This window comes from Microbacterium sp. 70-16 (assembly GCF_001898315.1).
Classification (GTDB): domain Bacteria; phylum Actinomycetota; class Actinomycetes; order Actinomycetales; family Microbacteriaceae; genus Microbacterium.
This window is the reverse complement of record NZ_MKTQ01000008.1, coordinates 46,261-66,532: the sequence shown is the minus strand read 5'-3', so window position 1 is coordinate 66,532 and position 20,272 is coordinate 46,261. Positions and strand designations below refer to the sequence as shown.

Annotated in this window: 17 protein-coding genes; 10 read left to right on the top strand and 7 right to left on the bottom strand. The window is 70.1% G+C overall.

Going from position 1 to position 20,272, the window contains the following annotated elements; genetic code table 11:
- Nucleotides 1–5: 5 nt before the first annotated feature.
- Nucleotides 6–1,349 (bottom strand): 3-phosphoshikimate 1-carboxyvinyltransferase, encoded by a 1,344-nt coding sequence (aroA, locus tag BGO46_RS00845; RefSeq protein WP_292674641.1) that lies wholly within the window; start codon nt 1,347–1,349, stop codon nt 6–8.
- 110 nt (nt 1,350–1,459) lie between these two features.
- Between aroA and BGO46_RS00840 the strand changes: the two genes are divergently transcribed.
- Together BGO46_RS00840 and BGO46_RS00835 are read left to right on the top strand one after the other, a co-directional pair.
- Nucleotides 1,460–2,080: a sigma-70 family RNA polymerase sigma factor gene (locus BGO46_RS00840; protein WP_292674644.1), complete on the top strand. Its 621-nt coding sequence runs from the start codon at nt 1,460–1,462 to the stop codon at nt 2,078–2,080.
- Entirely contained in the window at nt 2,077–2,322 is a 246-nt protein-coding gene (locus BGO46_RS00835; protein ID WP_292674647.1) for a zf-HC2 domain-containing protein, read from the top strand. Before BGO46_RS00840 ends, BGO46_RS00835 begins: the two co-directional genes overlap by 4 nt.
- Nucleotides 2,323–2,330: 8 nt before the next feature.
- Here BGO46_RS00835 and BGO46_RS00830 read toward each other — a convergent pair whose 3' ends face one another.
- Together BGO46_RS00830 and BGO46_RS00825 are read right to left on the bottom strand one after the other, a co-directional pair.
- Nucleotides 2,331–3,230: a diacylglycerol kinase gene (locus BGO46_RS00830; protein ID WP_292674650.1), complete on the bottom strand. Its 900-nt coding sequence runs from the start codon at nt 3,228–3,230 to the stop codon at nt 2,331–2,333.
- Between the two features lie 82 nt (nt 3,231–3,312).
- Nucleotides 3,313–7,044 (bottom strand): multifunctional oxoglutarate decarboxylase/oxoglutarate dehydrogenase thiamine pyrophosphate-binding subunit/dihydrolipoyllysine-residue succinyltransferase subunit, encoded by a 3,732-nt coding sequence (locus BGO46_RS00825; protein ID WP_292674653.1) that lies wholly within the window; start codon nt 7,042–7,044, stop codon nt 3,313–3,315.
- A 109-nt stretch (nt 7,045–7,153) separates the two neighbouring features.
- Between BGO46_RS00825 and BGO46_RS00820 the strand changes: the two genes are divergently transcribed.
- The 3 genes from BGO46_RS00820 to BGO46_RS00810 all read left to right on the top strand — a co-directional run bounded on the left by BGO46_RS00820 (nt 7,154) and on the right by BGO46_RS00810 (nt 11,108).
- Nucleotides 7,154–8,611 (top strand): GuaB1 family IMP dehydrogenase-related protein, encoded by a 1,458-nt coding sequence (locus BGO46_RS00820; RefSeq protein WP_292674656.1) that lies wholly within the window; start codon nt 7,154–7,156, stop codon nt 8,609–8,611.
- Between the two features lie 116 nt (nt 8,612–8,727).
- A complete protein-coding gene (locus BGO46_RS00815) occupies nt 8,728–10,056 on the top strand; it encodes a hemolysin family protein (RefSeq protein ID WP_292674659.1) in 1,329 nt (442 codons plus the stop codon).
- Nucleotides 10,053–11,108 carry a hemolysin family protein gene (locus tag BGO46_RS00810; RefSeq protein ID WP_292674662.1) on the top strand — a complete coding sequence of 352 codons (1,056 nt, stop codon included), beginning with the start codon at nt 10,053–10,055 and terminating at the stop codon, nt 11,106–11,108. Before BGO46_RS00815 ends, BGO46_RS00810 begins: the two co-directional genes overlap by 4 nt.
- A 72-nt stretch (nt 11,109–11,180) precedes the next feature.
- Here the strand turns inward: BGO46_RS00810 and BGO46_RS00805 are convergent, their stop codons facing one another.
- A complete protein-coding gene (locus tag BGO46_RS00805; RefSeq protein WP_292674665.1) occupies nt 11,181–12,254 on the bottom strand; it encodes an NADH:flavin oxidoreductase/NADH oxidase in 1,074 nt (357 codons plus the stop codon).
- A gap of 42 nt (nt 12,255–12,296) precedes the next feature.
- Here BGO46_RS00805 and BGO46_RS00800 point away from each other — a divergent pair, with 42 nt between their 5' ends.
- Entirely contained in the window at nt 12,297–13,226 is a 930-nt protein-coding gene (locus BGO46_RS00800) for an ADP/ATP-dependent (S)-NAD(P)H-hydrate dehydratase (RefSeq protein ID WP_292674668.1), read from the top strand.
- A gap of 29 nt (nt 13,227–13,255) precedes the next feature.
- Here BGO46_RS00800 and BGO46_RS00795 read toward each other — a convergent pair whose 3' ends face one another.
- Nucleotides 13,256–13,936 (bottom strand): SDR family NAD(P)-dependent oxidoreductase, encoded by a 681-nt coding sequence (locus BGO46_RS00795; RefSeq protein ID WP_292674671.1) that lies wholly within the window; start codon nt 13,934–13,936, stop codon nt 13,256–13,258.
- Between the two features lie 111 nt (nt 13,937–14,047).
- Here BGO46_RS00795 and BGO46_RS00790 point away from each other — a divergent pair, with 111 nt between their 5' ends.
- From BGO46_RS00790 to BGO46_RS00775, 4 genes are all read left to right on the top strand, one after another.
- Nucleotides 14,048–14,461 (top strand): helix-turn-helix domain-containing protein, encoded by a 414-nt coding sequence (locus BGO46_RS00790; RefSeq protein WP_292674674.1) that lies wholly within the window; start codon nt 14,048–14,050, stop codon nt 14,459–14,461.
- A gap of 118 nt (nt 14,462–14,579) precedes the next feature.
- Nucleotides 14,580–15,806 (top strand): hypothetical protein, encoded by a 1,227-nt coding sequence (locus BGO46_RS00785; protein ID WP_292674677.1) that lies wholly within the window; start codon nt 14,580–14,582, stop codon nt 15,804–15,806.
- A gap of 56 nt (nt 15,807–15,862) precedes the next feature.
- The gene (locus tag BGO46_RS00780) at nt 15,863–16,216 is read left to right on the top strand and encodes a thiamine-binding protein (RefSeq protein WP_292674680.1); all 354 of its coding nucleotides are present in this window, start codon (nt 15,863–15,865) and stop codon (nt 16,214–16,216) included.
- A 9-nt stretch (nt 16,217–16,225) separates the two neighbouring features.
- Nucleotides 16,226–17,446: an MFS transporter gene (locus BGO46_RS00775; RefSeq protein WP_292674682.1), complete on the top strand. Its 1,221-nt coding sequence runs from the start codon at nt 16,226–16,228 to the stop codon at nt 17,444–17,446.
- 24 nt (nt 17,447–17,470) lie between these two features.
- On the opposite strand, the gene BGO46_RS00770 is transcribed toward BGO46_RS00775, so the two are convergent.
- A complete protein-coding gene (locus BGO46_RS00770) occupies nt 17,471–18,673 on the bottom strand; it encodes a homoserine O-acetyltransferase (protein WP_292674685.1) in 1,203 nt (400 codons plus the stop codon).
- 178 nt (nt 18,674–18,851) lie between these two features.
- Nucleotides 18,852–20,174, bottom strand: a complete 1,323-nt coding sequence (locus BGO46_RS00765; RefSeq protein WP_292674687.1) for a bifunctional o-acetylhomoserine/o-acetylserine sulfhydrylase — start codon at nt 20,172–20,174, stop codon at nt 18,852–18,854.
- Nucleotides 20,175–20,272: the final 98 nt, after the last annotated feature.

The window sequence follows — 20,272 nt, the reverse complement described above, 5'->3', positions numbered from 1 at the left end:
CAGGCTCACGGGGTGCCCACTCCGTCGGCGACGATCATGTCGTGCCACAACTGCGGGAACTCGGGCATCGTCTTTGCCGTCGTGCCGATGTCATCGACCTCGACACCGGGCACGCGCAGACCGATGAGGGCCCCAGCCGTCGCGATGCGGTGGTCGTGGTGCGCGCGCCAGAGGCCCCCGTGCAGGGGCACGGGCGTGATCCGGATGCCATCGGGTAGCTCTTCGGCCGTTCCGCCGAGGCGCTGCAGATTGGTGACGAGCGCGTCGATCCGGTTGGTCTCGTGCCCACGGATGTGACCGATGCCGTGCAGCGTCGTGGGCGCGTCGGCGAAGGCCGCGAGTGCGAACAGGGTGGGCGTGAGCTCGCTCGCCGCCGTGAGGTCGAGGTCGACGCCGGCGACGCGGCCCGTGCCTGTGACGGTGAGCGCGCCGCCGCGGCGGCCCGTGCGCGCACCCAGCAACGCCAGAATCTCGGGCAGTAGCGCCCCGGGCTGTGTCGAAGTGGGCGGCCAGCCGGGGATCGTGACCGACCCGCCGGTCAACAGCGCCGCGGCCAGGAACGGTGCGGCGTTGGACAGATCGGGCTCGATCGCGGTGTCGCGCCCGCGCGGCACACCGGCGGGGACGAGCCACTCGTTGGCGTTCGGGCGTTCGACCTGGATGCCCCGGCGCGCGAGCGTCTCGACCGTCATGTCGATGTGCGGGATCGACGGCAGGCGCTCTCCGGAGTGGATCAGGTGCAGTCCCACGTCGAAGCGGGGAGCGGCCAGCAGCAGTCCCGACACGAACTGGCTCGATGCGCTCGCGTCGATCGTGACCTCGCCGCCGCGGATGTGCCCGCGCCCGCGCACCGTGAACGGCAGCGCCCAGTGCCCGCCGTCGTCGATGTCGGCGCCGATCTCGCGCAGCGCCTTGATCATCTCGCCCATCGGGCGGTGCAGGGCGCTGGCGTGCGCCGTGATCGTCACATCGCCGGTCGCAAGGCCCGCGAGCGGCGCGATGAACCGCATGACGGTGCCCGCCTGCCCGCAGTCGATCGTGACATCGCCGTGGAACGCCGCCGGCGGCGTCACGTGCAGGTCGGGCCCGAAGGCGCCGTCACCGGGCACCTCGTCGATCGTCGCACCGAGCGCCCGCAGCGCGTCGACCATGCGCGCCGAATCCTCGGAGTGCAGGGGAGCGCTCAGCGTGCTCGGCGCATCGGAGAGGGCGGCGAGCACGAGCTTGCGGTTGGTCAGCGACTTCGATCCGGGCACGACGACCGTCGCCTGCACGGGCGTCTCGAGCCGGGGCGCCGGCCACGGCGACGACGATGCGGACTGCGGAAGGGAATACCCGGACGTGGTCATCGGGTTCTACCCTAACGAACCCGTCCGACGCGCAGAAAAGAAGGCATCCCCCGGTGACAGCGACACTCGCCCCCGTTCCCGCGGACCTCTCAGAAGTAGACTGGGCCGCGATGGAAGAGCAGGCGGCCGCAGAGCCGCAGACCACGCAGGATCCGCGCGTCCAGTTCGAGCAGCAGGCGTTGCCGTTCATGGACCAGCTGTACGCCGCCGCGATGCGGATGACCCGCAACCCGGCCGATGCCGCCGACCTCGTGCAGGAGACCTTCGTGAAGGCGTTCGCCTCGTGGGCATCCTTCACCCAGGGCACGAACCTCAAGGCGTGGCTGTACCGGATTCTGACCAACACGTACATCAACACGTATCGCAAGAAGCAGCGTGAGCCCTACCAGGGCACGATCGACGACCTCGAGGACTGGCAGCTCGGCGGCGCCGAGTCGACGACCGCGACGAGCACCCGCTCGGCCGAAGCCGAAGCGATCGACCACATGCCGGCATCCGTCGTCAAGGATGCCCTGCAGTCGCTGCCCGAGGACTTCCGCCTCGCGGTGTACCTCGCCGACGTCGAAGGCTTCGCGTATCAAGAGATCGCGGACATCATGAAAACCCCCATCGGCACGGTCATGAGCCGTCTGCATCGCGGCAGGCGGATGCTGCGTGACCTGCTGGCCGACTACGCGCGGGAGCGCGGCATCAAGGTGCCGGCTGCCGCCCCCTCAAGGAGCAAGAAATGAGCGACTGCGGCTGTACCAAAGCCCGGAAGGACCTGGAAGAGTACCTTCGCCACGAGGTCTGCAAGACCGAGCACTCGGACATCACCGAGCACCTCGAGAACTGCCCCGCCTGCCGGGATGAGGCCCTCGTTGCGACGACCCTGACGGCCGTGATCGCCCGTGCCTGCAAGGAGACCGCCCCCGAGCAGCTGCGTGACCAGGTGCTCGCGCGTCTGCGCAGCGAGCAAGCCACCCACCACTGAGGGCGAGCCTACGGCGCGAAGACCACGAGCGCGCTCGGCACGACATCGACCTGCAGCGGCAGCGCCCCGATCGGGTCGCCGTCAGCGTACGCCGTGACGTCCGCGGCCGTAAGGCGCGCTGAGCGCACGCGGAACGTCGACACGTCATCGAGCGACGTATGCGTGCCACGGTATGCACGCGGCAGCAGTCGCAGCAGTCTGGCTCTGCTGACGGGCAGCACGAGCGTCACATCGAGCAGTCCGTCTTCGAGATCGGCGTCGGGGCAGATGGGGATGCCACCGCCGTAGGTGCGGCCGTTGCCCACCGTGGCCATGATCAGATCGCGCGCGACGCGGGTGGTGCTTCCGTCGGCCAGGGTCAGCTCGACCTCGAACGGGATGCCACGCAGCCGCAGGAACTCCACGAGGATCGCGATGTTGTAGCGCATCGCGCCGCGCGGCCATCGCATGCGGTTCGCACGGTCGTTGACCTTCGAGTCGAACCCCGCCGCCAGCACCGTCCCGTACAGCGTCGTCGTGCCGTCGGCGCGGGTCACGCGGGCCAGGTCGATCGTCCGGGTGCGGCCCGCGATGACGGCGTCCGCCGCCGCACCGGCGTCGAGGTCGCGCAGTCCGAGCGAGGTCGCCAAGTCGTTGCCGGTGCCGGCGGGCACGATCCCGAGCGGGGTGCCCGTGCCGGCGAGCTCCTGGATGGCGAGCGAGACCGTGCCGTCACCGCCGGCGACGACGACGGCATCCGCTCCGAGCGTCAGCGCCGTGCGCAGCAGACGCGACGACTCTGCGGCGCTGCCGCCCGACACTGTTGTCACGCGGATGCCCGCCGCGCGCAGGCGTTCCGCGGCGCGCGTCGCGACGCCCGTGTGCGCGCCCGAGCGTGCCGCCGGGTTCAGCAACAGCGCGACGTCCATGTCGTCCTTCAGGGGTGGAGAGGCAGGAGGGGATGCGAGTGGGGGCGGATGCCATGGCACCCGCCCCCACTCGCAATCCTGGTCAGACCGCGAGCGCCGTCTCGAGGATCGCGGCCTGCTCGCGGGCGTGCACCTTGGGCGATCCGGCCGCCGTCGAGGCGGCAGCAGCCCGCGAGATGCGGCGGATCGTGCGCCCGTGCAGGTGCTTGACGACCTCGAGTGCGATGAACGGCCACGCACCCTGGTTCTCGGGCTCGTCCTGCACCCAGACCAGCTCGGCGTTCGGGTAGCGGTCGATGATCGCGTTGAGCTCGTCGACGGGCGCCGGGTACAGCTGCTCGAGGCGCACGAGGGCGATCTGCGGGTTCGGCTTCTTCTCGAGCTCTGCCTTCAGATCCCAGTGGATCTTGCCCGAGTGCAGCAGCACGCGCGTCACGGCCGACGCGTCGATGCCGCGCTCGTCGTCGAGCACGGGCTCGAAGCGGCCGGTCGTGAAGTCCTGCACGTTGCTGGTCGCGCCGCGCAGACGCAGCATGGCTTTCGGCGTGAAGACGATCAGCGGACGGCGCGGCCGCGCATAGGCCTGGCGACGCAGCAGGTGGAAGTACGACGCCGGCGTCGACGGGCGGGCGACCGTCATGTTCTCCTGCGCGCACAGCTGCAGGTAGCGCTCGATGCGCGCAGACGAGTGGTCGGGGCCCTGGCCCTCGTAGCCGTGCGGCAGCAGCAGCACGACGCTCGACTGCTGACCCCACTTCTGGTCGGCCGCCGAGATGTACTCGTCGATGACCGACTGGGCGCCGTTGGCGAAGTCGCCGAACTGGGCCTCCCACAGGGTGAGGGTGTCGGCACGCTCGACCGAGTAGCCGTACTCGAACGCCATCGCCGCGTACTCGCTCAGCAGCGAGTCGTAGACATAGAAGCGCCCCTGGCTCTCGGACAGGTTCGCCAGCGGCAGCCACTCCTGGCCGTTCGCGCGGTCATGCAGCACGGCGTGGCGCTGCACGAACGTGCCGCGTCGGGCATCCTGACCGGCGAGGCGCACGTTGGTGCCCTCCATGAGCAGCGAGCCGAACGCGAGCAGTTCGCCGAAGCCCCAGTCGATGAGGCCGTTGCGGCTCATGTCGAGGCGCTTCTCGAGCAGCTGCTGCAGCTTGCTGTGCACCGTGAAGCCCTCGGGTTTGTTGACGAACGCGTCGCCGATCTGGTGCACGACCTCGGTGGCGACACCGGTGGTCTCGGGCTCGCCGACGACCGGGTCGAGGCTGCCGCTGGTGGGCGAGACGATGCCGGTGGCTCCCGTCTCGGCCGCGTGCGTCTCGGCGAAGGCGATCTCGAGGCGGTTCTGGAAGTCGGCCTTCGCCTTGTCGTATTCCTCTTCGGTGATGTCACCGCGGCCGACGAGTGACTCGGTGTACAGACGCCGAACCGAGCGCTTGGCCTCGATGAGGTTCGTCATGAGCGGCTGCGTCATCGACGGGTCGTCGCCCTCGTTGTGACCGCGACGGCGGTAGCAGACCAGGTCGATGACGACGTCGCGCTTGAACTCCTGGCGGTAGGCGACGGCGAGCTCTGCCACGCGGACGACAGCTTCGGGGTCGTCGCCGTTGACGTGGAAGATCGGCGCCTGGATCGTCTTGGCGACGTCGGTCGCGTAGACCGACGTGCGGCCATCCTGCGGCAGCGTCGTGAAGCCGACCTGGTTGTTGACGACGACGTGCACCGTGCCGCCGGTGCGGTATCCGCGCAACTGCGACATCTGCAGCGTCTCGACGACGACACCCTGGCCCGAGAATGCCGCGTCACCGTGGACGAGGATCGGCATCCACGCGAAGCTGCCGATCGGCATGCGGTCCTGCTTGGCGCGCACGACACCCTCGAGCACGCCGTCGACGGTCTCGAGGTGCGACGGGTTGGCGGCGAGGTAGACCGGGATCTCGGTCCCGGCATCCGACACGAACGTGCCCTCAGTGCCCAGGTGGTACTTGACGTCGCCCGACCCGCTCTTCGAGCCGATCGCCACTGATCCCTCGAACTCGCGGAAGATCTGGCTGTAGGTCTTGCCGGCGATGTTGGTCAGGACGTTGAGGCGGCCGCGGTGAGCCATGCCGATCGCGGCTCCCTCCAAGTTCGCGCCCGCCGCGCCCTGCAGGATCTGGTCCAGAAGGGGGATCAGCGACTCGCCGCCTTCGAGGCTGAAGCGCTTCTGCCCGACATACTTGGTCTGCAGGAACGTCTCGAACGCCTCGGCCTGGTTGAGCTTGTCGAGGATGCGCAGCTGCTCGGCATGGCTGGGCTTCTGGTATTTGACCTCGACGTTGTCTTGGAACCACTTTCGCTGTGCGGGGTCTTGGATGTGCATGTACTCGACGCCGAGTGTGCGGCAGTACGAGTCGCGCAGCACGCCGAGGATGTCACGCAGCTTCATCGTGCGGCGGCCGCCGAAGCCACCGGTCACGAACTCGCGGTCGAGGTCCCAGAACGTCAGGCCGTGGCTCTCGATCTCGAGGTCGGGGTGCGTGCGCTGCACGTACTCGAGCGGGTCGATGTCGGCCATGAGGTGACCGCGCACGCGGTACGAGTTGATGAGCTCCTGCACGCGGGCCTGCTTGTCGACGCGCTCGGCGAGGTCGACGTTGATGTCGTTGGACCAGTGGATCGGCGCGTACGGGATCCGCAGCGCCGCGAAGATGCCCTCGTAGAAGTCGCGCTGGCCCGTGAGCAGCTCGTGCACGATCTTGAGGAACTCGCCCGAGCCGGCGCCCTGGATGACCCGGTGGTCGTACGTGCTCGTCAGGGTGATCGTCTTGCCGATGCCGAGCTCGACGAGCGTCTTCTCGCTCGAGCCCTGGAACTCGGCGGGGTACTCGAGGGCGCCGGCGCCGACGATGCAGCCCTGGCCCTTCATGAGGCGGGGCACCGAGTGGACGGTGCCGATGCCGCCCGGGTTGGTCAGCGAGATCGTCGTGCCCTGGAAGTCGGCCGCGGTCAGCTTGTTTCCGCGGGCGCGCTTGACGAGGTCTTCGTACGCGGCGAGGTACTCGCCGAACGTGAGCGACTCGGCCTGCTTGATCGACGGCACCATGAGCGCGCGCGTGCCGTCGGGCTTGGGCAGGTCGATCGCGATGCCGAGACCCACATGGGCGGGGGCGATGACTGACGGCTTGCCGTCGACCTCTGCGTACGACACGTTCTGGCTCGGGAAGACCTTCAGCGCCTGGATCAGCGCCCAGCCGATGAGGTGCGTGAAGCTGACCTTGCCGCCGCGCGTGCGCGACATGTGGTTGTTGATCACGATGCGGTTGTCGATCATGAGCTTGGCCGGCACCGTGCGCACGCTCGTCGCAGTGGGGACGGTCAGCGACTCGTCCATGTTCGCCGCGAGGGTCTTCGGCATGCCGCGCAGGGGCGTCACGACATCGACGCCGGTCTCGTCGGTCGGCGCAGCGGGCTCGACCTTCGGCGCCTGCGCGGGCACGGGCGGCCGCGCGGCGGGGCGCGTGGTGGTCTTCGCGACCGGCTGAGCGCCCACGACGGGGATCGGTGCAGTCAGCGGGCGAGCCTCGGTCGCGGCGGCGGGCGCCGTCGTCGCGACCGAGGCGGCCGGGGTGGCGGGGGTGGCGGGGGTGGATGCCTGCGGCGCTGCCGGGGCATCCTTGTGTGCCTGCTCGTACGCCTCGAGCACCGGCCACCACGACCGGTCGACCGATTCGCGATCCTTCGCGAACTGGTCGTACATTTCAGCGACGAGCCACTCGTTGGCCCCGAAGTCGCCGTCGTTCGAAGTCCCCACGCCGGTCGCCGGATTGGACACGGTATGCGCCTGCTTTCATCGATGAAGTCCACACGGTGCGGGGCCTGTGCAGCCCACACGCACACATTCATCAAGGGTATCCCAGGAATGCAGTGGGTACCGTGGTCGCATGCACTTCTCCGGCCCGGCTCCCACCGTCGATCTGACGTACTCTGATGTCTTCCTGGTTCCGCGGCATTCATCCGTGACGAGCCGCCTCGACGTCGACCTGTCGCCCGGGGATGGCTCGACCGCCACGATCCCGCTCGTCGCCTCCAACATGAACTCCGTCACGGGTCCGCGCCTGGCCGCTGCCCTCGCCCGACGGGGCGGACTCGGCGTGCTGCCGCAGGACATGCCGCTGCAGAACCTCGATGCCGCGATCCGCTGGGTCAAGGACCAGCCTGTGCGGTGGGACACCCCCATCGTGCTGCCTGCCGAGGCGACTGTCGCCGACGCCGCGGTGCTGCTGCCGGCGACGACCGGGCACGGGATCGTCGTCGTGCGCGAGGCATCCGACCGAGTGCACGTCGACGACATCCTCGGCGTGCTGCCGGCGACGCGGCTCGGTACGGCCCTGCCTGATGCCCGCCTGGGCGATCTCGCGCGCGGACGCGCCGCCGCCATCGACGCCGACGACGTGACCGATGCCCGCCACGCGTTCGACCTGGTCGTCGCGACCGAGGCCGACATCGTGTGCGTTCTGCACCACGGCTACCTCGTCGGAACGCTCTCGCAGCGCACCGCGCTGCGCGCGACGCTGTACCGGCCCGCCGTCGACGCGGACGGCAGGCTCATCGTCGCCGCCGCGGTCGGCATCAACGGCGACGTCGCGGCGAAGGCGCGGGCCCTCGTCGCAGCCGGTGTCGACGTGCTCGTCGTCGACACGGCGCACGGGCATCAGGAGGGCATGCTGCGCGCGCTCGACACCGTCGCGGGCCTCGACCTCGGCATCCCGATCGCGGCCGGCAACATCGTCACAGCCGAGGGAGCCCGCGACCTCGTCGAGGCGGGTGCTTCGATCCTCAAGGTCGGCGTCGGCCCCGGCGCGATGTGCACGACCCGCATGATGACCGCCGTCGGCCGCCCGCAGTTCTCCGCCGTGCTCGAGACCGCGCAAGCGGCGGCCGAACTGGGTGCGCACGTGTGGGCCGACGGGGGAGTGCGTTACCCCCGCGACGTCGCCCTGGCGCTCGCCGCCGGCGCGGCATCCGTCATGATCGGCTCGTGGTTCGCCGGCACGATCGAGGCGCCGGGCGACCTGCAGGTCGATGAGGGCGGCCGCGTGTACAAGGAGTCGTGGGGCATGGCCTCCACGAAGGCCGTTCAGGGCCGCTTCGGCCGCCTCGACGCGTACGAGCGCGCCCGCAAGGAGCTGTTCGCCGAGGGCATCTCGTCGTCGAAGATCTACCTCGACCCGCTGCGCCCTTCGGTTGAGGACCTCGTCGACATGATCACGTCGGGCGTGCGCTCGTCGTTCACCTACGCCGGGGCATCCACGGTCGCGCAGTTCCACGAGCGCGCGACCGTCGGACTGCAGTCCGCCGCCGGGTACGAAGAGGGCAAGGCCCTGCCGGTCAGCTGGTAGGACACGGCGGCATCTCGGCGGCGGTGCCGTAGAATCGTCGGCACAATGGACGACCCTCCCAGTTGCAGACGTTCGCCCCACCAACCCTCCTCCCGCGTGAGCGGGGGTGACATGTGATGGATTACGTCATGTTGGGCGTGGGGCTGCTGCTCACCGTTGGTACCGGCCTGTTCGTCGCGAGCGAGTTCGCGCTCGTCAACCTCGACCGCGCCGACCTCGAAGCCCGCCAGGCCGCCGGCGAGTCGCGGCTGTCACTGACGATTGACGCGCTGAAGATCACGTCGACCCACCTCTCCAGCGCGCAGCTGGGCATCACGCTCACGACGCTGCTCACCGGCTACACGATGGAACCGGCGCTGACGAACCTGCTCAGCCCGCTGTTCACGGCGGGCGGCATACCGGATGCCGTCGCGCGCACGATCTCGACGGTCGTCGCCATCGCGATCGCCACGATCTTCTCGATGATCCTCGGCGAACTCGTGCCGAAGAACTTCGCTCTGGCCATCCCGCGGCAGACGGCCAAGTTGGTCATGCCGTTCCAAGTCGGCTTCACGACCGTGTTCCGCCCCGCCGTCGCGGTGCTCAACGGCAGTGCGAACGCCATCCTGCGCAGCATGGGGATCGAACCCAAGGAGGAGCTGTCGGGCGCTCGAACGGCCGACGAGCTGTCGAGTCTCGTGCGGCGCTCCGCGAGCGCGGGTGTGCTCGAGCAGGACACCGCGTCGCTGCTGAACCGCACCCTGACCTTCGCGCGGCTGACGACGGCGGATGTCATGACGCCGCGCCCGTCGATCCACGCGGTCGCCGCCGGCGACAGCGTCGAGGATGTCATCCAGCTCGCGCGCCGCACCGGCCACAGCAGGTTCCCCGTGTACGCCGACTCGATGGACGACATCACGGGCATCGTGCACCTCAAGCAGGCCGTCAGTGTTCCCCGCGACCGCCGCGCCGAAGTGCCCGCCGCCGCGATCGCGGAAGAACCGCTGCGCGTGCCGGAGGCCGTGCACTTGGATGCCGTGATGTCCGAACTGCGCGCCGGTGGGTACCAGATGGCCATCGTCGTCGACGAGTACGGCGGCACCGCTGGCGTCGTGACGCTCGAGGACCTCGTCGAGGAGATCGTCGGTGAGGTGCTCGACGAACACGACCGGAGCCGCGCCGGCGTCGTCCGCGTCGCCGACGCCGTCATCTTCCCCGGTGAGCTGCGCCCCGACGAGGTGCTCGACCGCACGGGCATCCGCGTGCCCGAAGGCGAGGTCTATGACACCGTCGGCGGGTTCGTGATGTCGACGCTCGAGCGGATCCCCACCGTCGGCGACAGCATCGAACTCGAGGACGGCATCCTCGAGGTGCAGCGCATGGACGGTCGCCGCGTCGACCGCGTGAAGTTCACCCCGCGTCCGCTGCCGGAAGGGGCCGAGATCGAGGGAGGTGAGCGGCGATGAGCGACTGGGCAGGCCTGGCATGGCTGGTCGTGCTGCTCGCGTTCAACGGATTCTTCGTGGCATCCGAGTTCGCGGTCATCTCGGCCCGTCGCTCACAGATCGAACCGCTCGCCGAGAAGGGGTCGCGCGGGGCGAAGACCGCGCTGTACGCGATGGAGCACGCGACGCTCATGCTGGCCACCTGCCAGCTCGGCATCACGATCTGCTCGCTGCTGATCCTGAACGTGTCGGAGCCGGCGATCCACCACCTGCTGGAGGGGCCGCTGGGCCTCACCGGCTGGAGCGAAGCCGTCATCGGCGGGGTCGCGTTCGCGATCGCGCTCGTCGTCGTGTCGTACCTGCACGTCGTGTTCGGCGAGATGGTGCCGAAGAACCTGGCGTTCTCGCTGCCCGATCGCGCCGTGCTGATGCTCGCGACGCCGCTCGTGTGGGTGTCGAAGCTCTTCTATCCGATCATCGTTGCGCTGAACTGGGTTGCCAATCACGCGGTGCGGCTATTCCGCGTCGAGCCGCGCAACGAGGCCGCGTCGACGTTCACGCTGGACGAGGTCGCCACAATTGTGAACCAGTCGCGCATCGAGGGCGTGCTCGACGACGCGTCGGGTGCCGTGACGGCTGCCGTCGAGTTCACCGACAAGAAGGCGCGCGACATCGCCGTGCCGCTGTCGCAGTTGGTGACGCTGCCCGAGATCACGACGCCCGACGAGATCGAGCGGGCCGTCGCCAAGCACGGGTTCTCGCGGTACGTGATCGTGGATGCCGCCGACGTGCCCATCGGCTACGTGCACCTCAAGGACGTGCTGCGCGCCGCCGAAGGCGCGGATGCCGAGAACAAGGTCGCCGCACCGATCAAGTCCAAGCGGATCCACCACATGGTGTCGCTGCTGGAATCGACCGACCTCGAGGATGCCCTCGCCCTCATGCGCCGCTCGAGTCGTCACCTCGCGCAGGTGCGCAACGCCGAGGGCGTCACGACCGGCGTGCTGTTCCTGGAGGACATCATCGAGGAGCTCGTCGGCGAAGTGCACGATGCGACCCGGCGGGGGTACTGACCCCTCGACAAGCTCGGGGGTCGCGACAGGCTCGGGGGTCAGTGCGCTATGCGCCGGGGCGATCGTCCGGGGTCATGCGCGGGGACGGGCGCGGACGTACTGCGGCGGCCAGGGGGCCGCGGCGGGCTCGCCGAGTTCGGTCGCGGCGCGCAGCGCGAAGTGCGGGTCGCGCAGCCACTCACGACCCGCGAGGATGACGTCGGCATCGCCTTCGGCGAGGACGCTCTCGGCCTGCGGGCCGGTCGTGATCTCGCCGACCGCGCCGACGGCGACACCCGCCGCCGCGCGCACCTCGGCGGCCAGGTGCACCTGGTAGCCCGGGCCGGTGACGATCTGCTGGTGGGCGACGAGCCCGCCCGACGAGATGTCGAAGAACACGGCGCCGTGCTCGGCGGCCCAGCGCACGACCGTCGAGGTCTGCGCGGCATCCCAGCCGCCCTCGGCCCAGTCGGTGGCAGACAGACGCACCGTCAGGATCGCGTCGGGCGCTGCCGCCCGCACGGCGTCGATGACGCGCAGCAGCAGCCGCGCGCGGTTCTCCAGCGACCCGCCGTACTCGTCCTCGCGCAGGTTGGACAGCGGTGACAGGAACTGGTGCAGCAGGTACCCGTGTGCCGCGTGCAGCTCGAGCATCTCGAACCCGGCGGCGACCGCGCGGACCGCCGCCGCGGCGAACGCCTCGACGACGGCGTCGATGCCCGCGACATCCAGCGCGACCGGGTCGGCGAAGCCGTCGAACGCCACAGCCGACGGCGCGACGGTCTGCCAGCCGCCCGCGTCCACGGGCACGGAACCGCGCTGCCCCGTGAACGGCGACCAGGTGGATGCCTTGCGTCCGGCGTGCGCGAGCTGCACGCCCGGCATCGCGCCGCGCGCCCGGATGGCGGCGACGATGGGCGCCCAGGCATCCCGCTGCGCGTCGTTCCACAGACCGACGTCTTCGGGCGAGATGCGCCCCTCGGGCACGACGGCCGTCGCTTCGGCGATCACGACGCCGGCGCCGCCCGAGGCGAACTGCGCGAGGTGCACGTGGTGCCAGTCGTTGGGCACACCGTCGGTCGCCGAGTACTGGCACATCGGCGCGACCCACAGGCGGTTGCGCACGGTGCGGCCGGCGAGATCCATCGGGGAGAACAGCAGGCTCATGCGGGAGACGCTCCAGATCGGTGACGCGGGTAGGGTGACGCCATGACGCTCGAGTGGACGATGCGCGACGCGGCACGGGTACTGAGAAGGCCAACCGCCACCGAAGACAAGTATTCCCGAGGCGTGCTCGGCGTCCGCACGGGTTCGCAGCGCTACCCCGGTGCGGCCGTCCTCGGCGTCGAGGCCGCGCACCGGACGGGCGTCGGCATGGTGCGCTACCTCGGGCCCGAACGCCCGACCGCGCTGGTTCTGGCCCGCCGTCCCGAGACCGTGACCGAGGACGGGCGGGTGCAAGCGTGGCTCATCGGCTCGGGGATGCCCGCGATGTCGGCCCAGCACGGCGGGGTCGAGGCGGCGGATGCCGGGGTGGATGCTGATGCGCTGCGCGCCGTGCTGGGTGGCCCCGTGCCGGTCGTCGTCGACGCGGGTGCGATCGAACTGGTCGTGGGTCGCCACGGTGGCGCGCCCGTCGTCGTCACGCCGCACGATCGTGAGCACGCCCGCCTGCGCGCGGCGGCGGGGCTTGCGCCGGCAGACGCGCTCGTCGGCGACGAGGCCCGTGCCGCGGCGGCGCTCGAGACGGCTGCCGCCCTCGGGGCGACGGTGCTTCTGAAGGGTTCCCGCACGATCGTGGCGACGCGGCGCGGACAGACTCTCGTCGTGGCCTCGCCCACGACCTGGCTCGCGACCGCGGGGACGGGCGACGTGCTGGGTGGCATCCTCGGGGCGCTCGTGGCCGCGGCATCCGACCCGCTTTCGGGACAGACCGGGCCGGATGCCGTCGATGCGCTCGGGCCCCTCGCGGCGACGGCGGCGCTGCTGCACGGGCACGCCGCCGCGGCCGCTTCGGCGGCGCGCGGCGGCGGCCCGATCACGGCGCTCGATGTCGCTGATGCCGTGGCATCCGTCGTGGGCGGGCTGCTCGGGCTGGACGCACCCAGCGGCCCGGCCGGGCCCGGCGCCGCGGGCTAACCCCCGGCCGCCTGACCGACCGCCCCCCGTCAGACCCCGTCGGGGTGGCTCGTGACGAGCTGCTCGACGCGGTCGCGACGGGTGTGCAGGTCCCAGTAGACCTTCGCGATCTCGTCGGGGTGCAGGTGCGGCACGCCCTCAGGGGCCTCGGCGCCGATGAACACATTGATGGCGACGGTCGCGGCATGGATGCCCCGGTCGGCGACGGTCTGGTGCAGGTTGTGCACGTAGTTGCGCAGGCCCGCCTGCGCCGCGTTGACCGTCGCAAGCATCGGGTAGGGGGTGATCGCCCCGCCGCCGGTCGTCACGAGGATCGTGCCGGCACCACGCTCGAGCATCCCGGGCAGTACGGCGTGGATCGCCGCGACGCCGCCGAGCAGGGTGACCTCGAGCGCGGGGGTGAGGTTCTCGACCGTGGCGTCTGTGGGCGCGACGACCTCGAGCCCCGCGTAGGGCGAGAACTCGAGCACGTCGATGCCGCCGAACCGTTCGGCTGCAGCGGCGAGGGCTGTGGCGAGCGCGTTCGGATCCGCCGCATCGGCGGGGAAGGACTCAGCCCTGATGCCCGCGGCGACGAGCTCGCCCTGCAGGGCGGCGAGCTTGTCGGGGTTGCGCGAGACGAGTGCGACGTCGAAGCCGTGGCTGCCGAACAGGTGGGCGAGCGAGCGGCCGAGACCTGGGCCGGCTCCGACGATGGCGATGCTGGGCATGGTTACTCCCTTACAAAGAGGAACTTGGTTACGATGGGTAATCGCCCCATCGTGCGTCAAGTCGAAACGCGATACAAAAGGCACTTTCGAGTGCCTCAGGCGGGAGGAACAATGCAGGACATCGAGGGCCTGGCCTGGGTGCCGCGCAGTGGATATGAGGACCAGTGCCTCCAGACCGATCAGGGCCGCGCGATCCGCGAACTGCTCGACCGCGTCGGCGACAAGTGGACACTGCTGGTGATCGGGACGCTGAGCTCGGGAGTACTCCGCTTCAGCGAACTTCAGCGCCACATCCCCGGCATCTCGCAGCGGATGCTGACGCAGACGCTGCGCAATCTCGAGCGCGACGGGCTGGTCACCCGCACGCTGCACGCCGAGGTCCCCCCGCGCGTGGAGTACGAGCTGACCCCGCTCGGGCGGACGCTCATCGGGCCCGCTGCCGCCCTCGCGAACTGGGCGGTGGACACGCAGGCCGACATCGCCGCGGCCCGCGACGCGTACGACGCCCGGGTCGCCGCGCGCTGAATCGCCCATCTGCGGCCTCGGGCGCCGCGGGCGCCCGCGCTCGCCCGCACGCGGCGGCATCCGGCGGCGGCACACCCTCTCAGGCATCCTCTCGCGCCCGCTCCCTAGGATGGGGAGGGTGTCGAGACGTGCTGTGTTGTGGATCGCGTTCGTGATCGTGCATCTCGGCGTCGGCTGGCTCGGGTTCCTGCTGCCGAATCAGCCGATGGGTGACGTGTACGGCGTCTACGAGCCGTGGTCGTCGCAAGCCCTCGTCGGCGACGGCATCGTCGGCATCGACTCGGACTGGGTCTACCCGCAGCTCGCGATCATCCCGATCGTGCTCGCCCACGCGTTCTCGCCGATCGCCGGGTACACGATCGGGTGGGCGATCCTGGTCAGCCTGATGGATGCCGTCGCGTTCGCCATGCTCGTCGGCCGCGCCCGCTCGACGGGGCGCTGCACCGCCGCCTGGTTCTGGCTCGCATACATCGCTCTGCTCGGGCCGGTCGGTCTCTACCGCCTGGACGGCTTCACCGTGCCGCTGGGCATCATCGGATGCCTGTGGCTCGTCGGCCGCCCGTGGGCCGCGTCGGTCGTGCTGGCCGTCGCGACGTGGATCAAGGTGTGGCCTGCGGCGCTGCTGGCCGCGGCCGTCTTCGCCGTGCGCCGACGCGGCGCGATCATCGGCGGCGCCCTCGCCGTCACAGCGTGCACGGTGATCGTCGTCGTCGCAGCCGGCGGGGGATCTCACCTGCTCGGCTTCGTCGGCGAGCAGACCACGCGCGGACTGCAGGTCGAAGCGCCGGTGGCGACCTGGTACCTGTGGGGCGCGCTGCTGGGCATCCCGGGGTTCCAGGTCTACTACTCGCCCGAGATCCGCACGTTCCAGATCACCGGCGCCGACATCGACCCCGTCATCGCGGCCATGACGCCGATCCTCGCTGTCGCGATGGTCGGCGTCGCCGTGCTGGGTGCGGTTCAGGCGTGGCGCGGCGCGCGATTCGCCTCGCTGTTCCCGGCACTGTCGCTCGCGTTCGTGCTCGGGTTCATCGTCTTCAACAAGGTCGGCTCGCCGCAGTACCTCGCGTGGCTCATCCCCTCGATCGTGCTGGGGCTCGTCATCTCGCGGGGTGCGTGGGCGCTGCCCGCGGCCGCTGCCCTGGCCATGGCACTGCTCACCCAGCTCGTGTACCCGGTGCTCTACAACGGCATCCTGTATCCGGAATCAATCGCCGTCACGGTCCTGACGCTGCGCAACCTCGCGCTCGTCGCGATGTTCGTCTGGATGGTCGTGCGCCTCGTGCGACTGCCTGTCGCGCCCCGGCAGGATGCCGAGGTGGGCGCCGCCGTGGCATCCGCCTGATCACGTCTCACCCGCTTCTTCGGTCATTCGCCCGTTTTTTGCCCCTTGGAGGACCCATGTTGATCGCCTTCTCCGTTGCCCCGAGCGGCGCACCTGCCAACGGTGCCGTCAACCCCGACGGCTCGGTGCATGACGCCGTCGCGGCGGCCGTCGCCGTCGTGCGCGCATCGGGTCTGCCGCACCGCACGACCTCGATGTTCACCGAGGTCGAGGGGGAGTGGGACGAGGTCTTCGCCGTCGTGAAGGCGGCGACCGACGCGGTGCTGCCGTTCGGATCGCGCGTGTCGCTCGTGCTCAAGGCCGACATCCGGCCCGGCCACACGGGCGAGATCGACGGGAAGATCGAGCGCCTCGAAGCGGCTGTCGAATCGATTCAGAGATCGGAGCCCGGTGCCTCTGACGGCCGGTAGCATTGCCGGGTGACCTCCTCGACAATCACGAGGGGGGCGGCGACGAGGGCGCTCCTTTCCCTCGCCATAGGCTCATTCGGCATCGGCATGACCGAGTTCGTCGTCATGGGACTGCTGCCGCAGATCGCCGCTGACGTGCTGCCCGGGCTGTCGGCCACCGACGCTGAAGCAGCCATCGCCCAGGCCGGCTGGCTCATCTCGCTGTATGCGCTGGGCGTCGTCGTCGGGGCGCCGACGATCGCGGCATCCGTCGCCAAGTACCCCCGTCATCGCGTCATGCTCGCGCTCGCCGCCGCGCTGACGCTGTTCAACGCGCTGACGTTCCTCATGCCGAACTTCGAGCTCATCGCGGTCTCGCGGTTCCTCGCCGGGCTGCCGCACGGCGCCTACTTCGGCATCGGCGCGCTCGTCGCCTCGGACGTCCTCGGCCCCGGTTCGCGTGCCCGCGGCGCTGCGTTCATCCTCAGCGGCCTGACCGTCGCCAACATCGTTGGGGTGCCGCTGGGGACCTTCCTCGGCCAGCAGCTGGGCTGGCGCATCGCATTCGCGATCGTCGCCGGCATCTTCGCGCTGACGACCGTCCTGGTGGCGCTGTTCGTGCCCGCGCACGCGGGAGACCCCGCCCGCACGCTGCGGGCCGAGTTGAGCGCGTTCCGCATTCCGCAGGTCTGGTTCGCGATCGGTATCGGCGCGGTCGGGTTCGGCGGGTTCTTCGCCGCGTACAGCTACATCGCGCCGATCGTCACCCACGTCGCCGGTGCACCGGAGTGGGCCGTGCCGATCGTGCTCGTCGTGATGGGCGTCGGCATGACCGTCGGCAACCTGATCGGTGGGCATCTCGCCGACATCGACCTCAAGCGCACGCTGCTGGGCGGGTTCGTCGTCTTCATCGTCATCCAGCTTCTGTTGGCGCTGACCGCCGGGTGGATCATCACGCTCGCCGTCTTCATCTTCGCGGTCGGCGCCGTCACCTCGGCGCTCGGGCCGACGATCCAGTCGCGCCTGATGAGCGTCGCGGGTGACAACCAGTCGATCGCGGCGGCCCTGAACCATTCGGCGCTCAACATCGGCAACGCCCTCGGAGCGTTCCTCGGCGGCCTCGTCATCGCCCACGGCTTCGGCTTCGTCGCCCCCATCTGGGTGGGCCTCGTGCTCGCGGTCGCCGGCTTCATCCTCGCGCTCGTGAGCTACGCGATCGAGGACCAGCGCCGGGTCGTCATCGTCTCCTGAGCCGCGGGGGTGCGCGCAACCCCGTCAGGACGCGAGCAGGCGCCGCAGGTGCGGGGTGACCGCCTCGATCTCGATGAGGAAGCCGTCGTGGCCGAAGTCGCTCGAGAGCACGACCGTCGCGTCGTCGATCGTCGGGCGGATGCCGCGGAAGATGCGCTCCTGCCCGTCAACGGGGAACAGGCGGTCGCTGTCGATGCCGAGCACGAGCGTGCGCGCGGTGACGAGGCGCAGGGCATCCTCGACGCCGCCGCGGCCCCGGCCGACGTCGTGCGAGTTCATCGCCTCGACGAGGGTCAGGTAGCTGTTCGCGTCGAAACGGCGCGTGAACTTGTTGCCGTGGAAATCGAGGTAGCTCTCGACCGCGAAGCGGCCGCCGCCGCCGAGCGGGCTGACATCGGACTGCCACGACCGCTGGAAGCGCAGATTGAGCTCCATCGGGCTGCGGTAGTTCAGCAGCGCCATGCGCCGCGCGAGGGCGAGGCCGCGGTGCGGCCCTTCGCCGTCGGCGGCGTCGTAGTACTCGCCGGCGTCGAACCCGGGGTCGATGCGGATGGCCTCCAGCTGCGCCGAGTTGAGGGCGATCTGGTCGGCGGTCGTCGTCGGCGGCGCCGCGATGACCGCGAGGCGCTCGACACGATCGGGGTGCCCGACGCCCCACTCCAGCGCCTGCATGCCGCCCATCGATCCGCCGACGACGGCGGCCCAGCGGCCGATACCGAGGGCATCGGCGAGCGCGACCTGCGCGGCGACCTGGTCGCGGATCGTCAGGTACGGAAAGCGCGGGCCCCATTCCGCGCCGTCGGGGCCGATGGATGCCGGTCCGGTTGACCCCTGGCATCCGCCGAGCATATTCGGGGCCACGACGAACCAGCGGTCGGTGTCGATCGCCGCTCCGGGACCGACGATCTCCTCCCACCAGCCGGCGGTCGGATGCCCCGGACCCGCCGGTCCGCGGACGTGGCTGTCGCCTGTGAGCGCGTGGAGGACGAGCACCGCGTTGTCGGCCGCGGGGTTCAGCTGCCCCCAGGATTCGTAAGCGAGGCGGGCGCCCGGCAGTAGCTCGCCGTTCTCGGTCTGGAAAGCGCCCAGCGCCGCGAACCGGCGCCCGCCGGCCGGGTCGCCGTCACGCCACGCGCCGCTGGAGGGCGGCCGCGCGCGCAGCAACCGGGCGTCGGCCTCGGAGATCGGCGCCGACGGCACCGTGTCTGCGGAGGCCTGCCAGTCCATGGCATCCATTCTGGCCGTTCGCGGCGCGCGGCCGGACCGTGTTACGGGCGCGCGACTGCCCGAAAACAGGCTCAACCGGCCCGTGGCGGGTGCCACGGGCCGGTTGAGTACGGTTCAGCCTGCTTTTGGGGCAGGCCGGGTCACGCAAGATCAGTCGCGGGCCCCAGACCAGGCGAGGTCAGGCGCGGGCGGCTTCCGAGACCTTGCGCGCGGCGGCGAGTGCCTGCTCGAGGTCGGCCTTGAGGTCGTCGATGTTCTCGAGGCCCACCGACAGGCGCACGAGACCCGGCGTGACGCCGGAGGTCAGCTGCTGCTCGGGGGTGAGCTGCGAGTGCGTCGTGGAGGCGGGGTGGATGACCAGCGAGCGCACGTCGCCGATGTTGGCGAGGTGGCTGAACAGGCTCAGCGAGTTGACGAACTCGCGGCCCGCGTCGACGCCACCCTTGAGCTCGAACGACAGCACGGCTCCGACGCCCTTCGGTGCGTAGGTGTTCGCGGCCGAGTACCAGGGCGACGTAGGCAGACCCGAGTAGTTGACCGAGGCGACGTCGTCGTGGTTCTCGAGCCACTCGGCGATCTCCTGCGCGTTCTGCACGTGACGCTCGACGCGCAGCGACAGCGTCTCGACACCCTGGATGAGGTTCCACGCGCTCTGCGGCGCGATGGCCGAACCCAGGTCGCGCAGCAGCTGCACGCGCGCCTTGATGATGTAGGCCAGGCCGTCGCCGACGGCGGCCGTGTATGACGCGCCGTGGTACGACGGGTCGGGCACGGTCAGCCCCGGGAACTTCTCGACGTTCTGCGACCAGGCGAACTTGCCGCCGTCGATGATGACGCCGCCGATCGTGGTGCCGTGGCCGCCGAGGAACTTCGTCACCGAGTGCACGACGATGTCGGCGCCGTGCTCGAACGGACGGATCAGGTACGGCGTCGCGATCGTGTTGTCGACGATGAGCGGAACGCCCGCCTCGTGCGCGGCGTCGGCGACGGCGCGGATGTCGAGGATGTTGATCTTCGGGTTGCCGATCGTCTCGGCGAAGAACAGCTTCGTGTTCGGGCGCACGGCGCGGCGCCACTCGTCGAGGTCGTCCTGGTTCTCGACGAACGTGACCTCGATGCCGAGCTTGGCGAGCGTGTACTTGAACAGGTTGTACGTGCCGCCGTAGATCGAGCTGGACGAGACGATGTGGTCGCCCGCCTCGGCGATGTTGAGCACCGAGAACGTCGACGCGGCCTGGCCGCTCGAGAGCACGAGCGCGCCCGTGCCGCCTTCGAGGGCCGCGAGACGCTGCTCGAGGACATCCTGCGTCGGGTTCTGGATGCGCGTGTAGATGTTGCCGAACTCGGCCAGCGCGAACAGGTTCGCGGCGTGGTCGGCGTTGTCGAAGACGTACGAGGTCGTCTGGTAGATCGGCGTCGCGCGCGCCTTCGTGACCGGGTCGGGGGCTGCGCCGGAGTGAATCTGCTTGGTCTCGAAGCGCCAGTGCTCGGCAGCGGACATGTCGTGCTCCTGAAGGAAGATCGGTTTCGGGAAGTGGTGCGACGGATGCCGTCGACCAGACCGACACTACGGATCGGCCGTCTTGTCAACAACGACCG

What these genes read in the sequence shown, in the direction of transcription:
- BGO46_RS00815 (WP_292674659.1), top strand. Translation starts at nt 8,728, where the DNA reads ATGGATTACGTCATGTTGGGCGTGGGGCTGCTGCTCACCGTTGGTACC.
- BGO46_RS00805 (WP_292674665.1), bottom strand. Translation starts at nt 12,254, where the DNA reads ATGAGCCTGCTGTTCTCCCCGATGGATCTCGCCGGCCGCACCGTGCGC.
- BGO46_RS00800 (WP_292674668.1), top strand. Translation starts at nt 12,297, where the DNA reads ATGACGCTCGAGTGGACGATGCGCGACGCGGCACGGGTACTGAGAAGG.
- BGO46_RS00790 (WP_292674674.1), top strand. Translation starts at nt 14,048, where the DNA reads ATGCAGGACATCGAGGGCCTGGCCTGGGTGCCGCGCAGTGGATATGAG.
- BGO46_RS00770 (WP_292674685.1), bottom strand. Translation starts at nt 18,673, where the DNA reads ATGGACTGGCAGGCCTCCGCAGACACGGTGCCGTCGGCGCCGATCTCC.
- aroA (WP_292674641.1), bottom strand. Translation starts at nt 1,349, where the DNA reads ATGACCACGTCCGGGTATTCCCTTCCGCAGTCCGCATCGTCGTCGCCG.
- BGO46_RS00840 (WP_292674644.1), top strand. Translation starts at nt 1,460, where the DNA reads ATGGAAGAGCAGGCGGCCGCAGAGCCGCAGACCACGCAGGATCCGCGC.
- BGO46_RS00835 (WP_292674647.1), top strand. Translation starts at nt 2,077, where the DNA reads ATGAGCGACTGCGGCTGTACCAAAGCCCGGAAGGACCTGGAAGAGTAC.
- BGO46_RS00795 (WP_292674671.1), bottom strand. Translation starts at nt 13,936, where the DNA reads ATGCCCAGCATCGCCATCGTCGGAGCCGGCCCAGGTCTCGGCCGCTCG.
- BGO46_RS00810 (WP_292674662.1), top strand. Translation starts at nt 10,053, where the DNA reads ATGAGCGACTGGGCAGGCCTGGCATGGCTGGTCGTGCTGCTCGCGTTC.
- BGO46_RS00830 (WP_292674650.1), bottom strand. Translation starts at nt 3,230, where the DNA reads ATGGACGTCGCGCTGTTGCTGAACCCGGCGGCACGCTCGGGCGCGCAC.
- BGO46_RS00780 (WP_292674680.1), top strand. Translation starts at nt 15,863, where the DNA reads ATGTTGATCGCCTTCTCCGTTGCCCCGAGCGGCGCACCTGCCAACGGT.
- BGO46_RS00765 (WP_292674687.1), bottom strand. Translation starts at nt 20,174, where the DNA reads ATGTCCGCTGCCGAGCACTGGCGCTTCGAGACCAAGCAGATTCACTCC.
- BGO46_RS00820 (WP_292674656.1), top strand. Translation starts at nt 7,154, where the DNA reads ATGCACTTCTCCGGCCCGGCTCCCACCGTCGATCTGACGTACTCTGAT.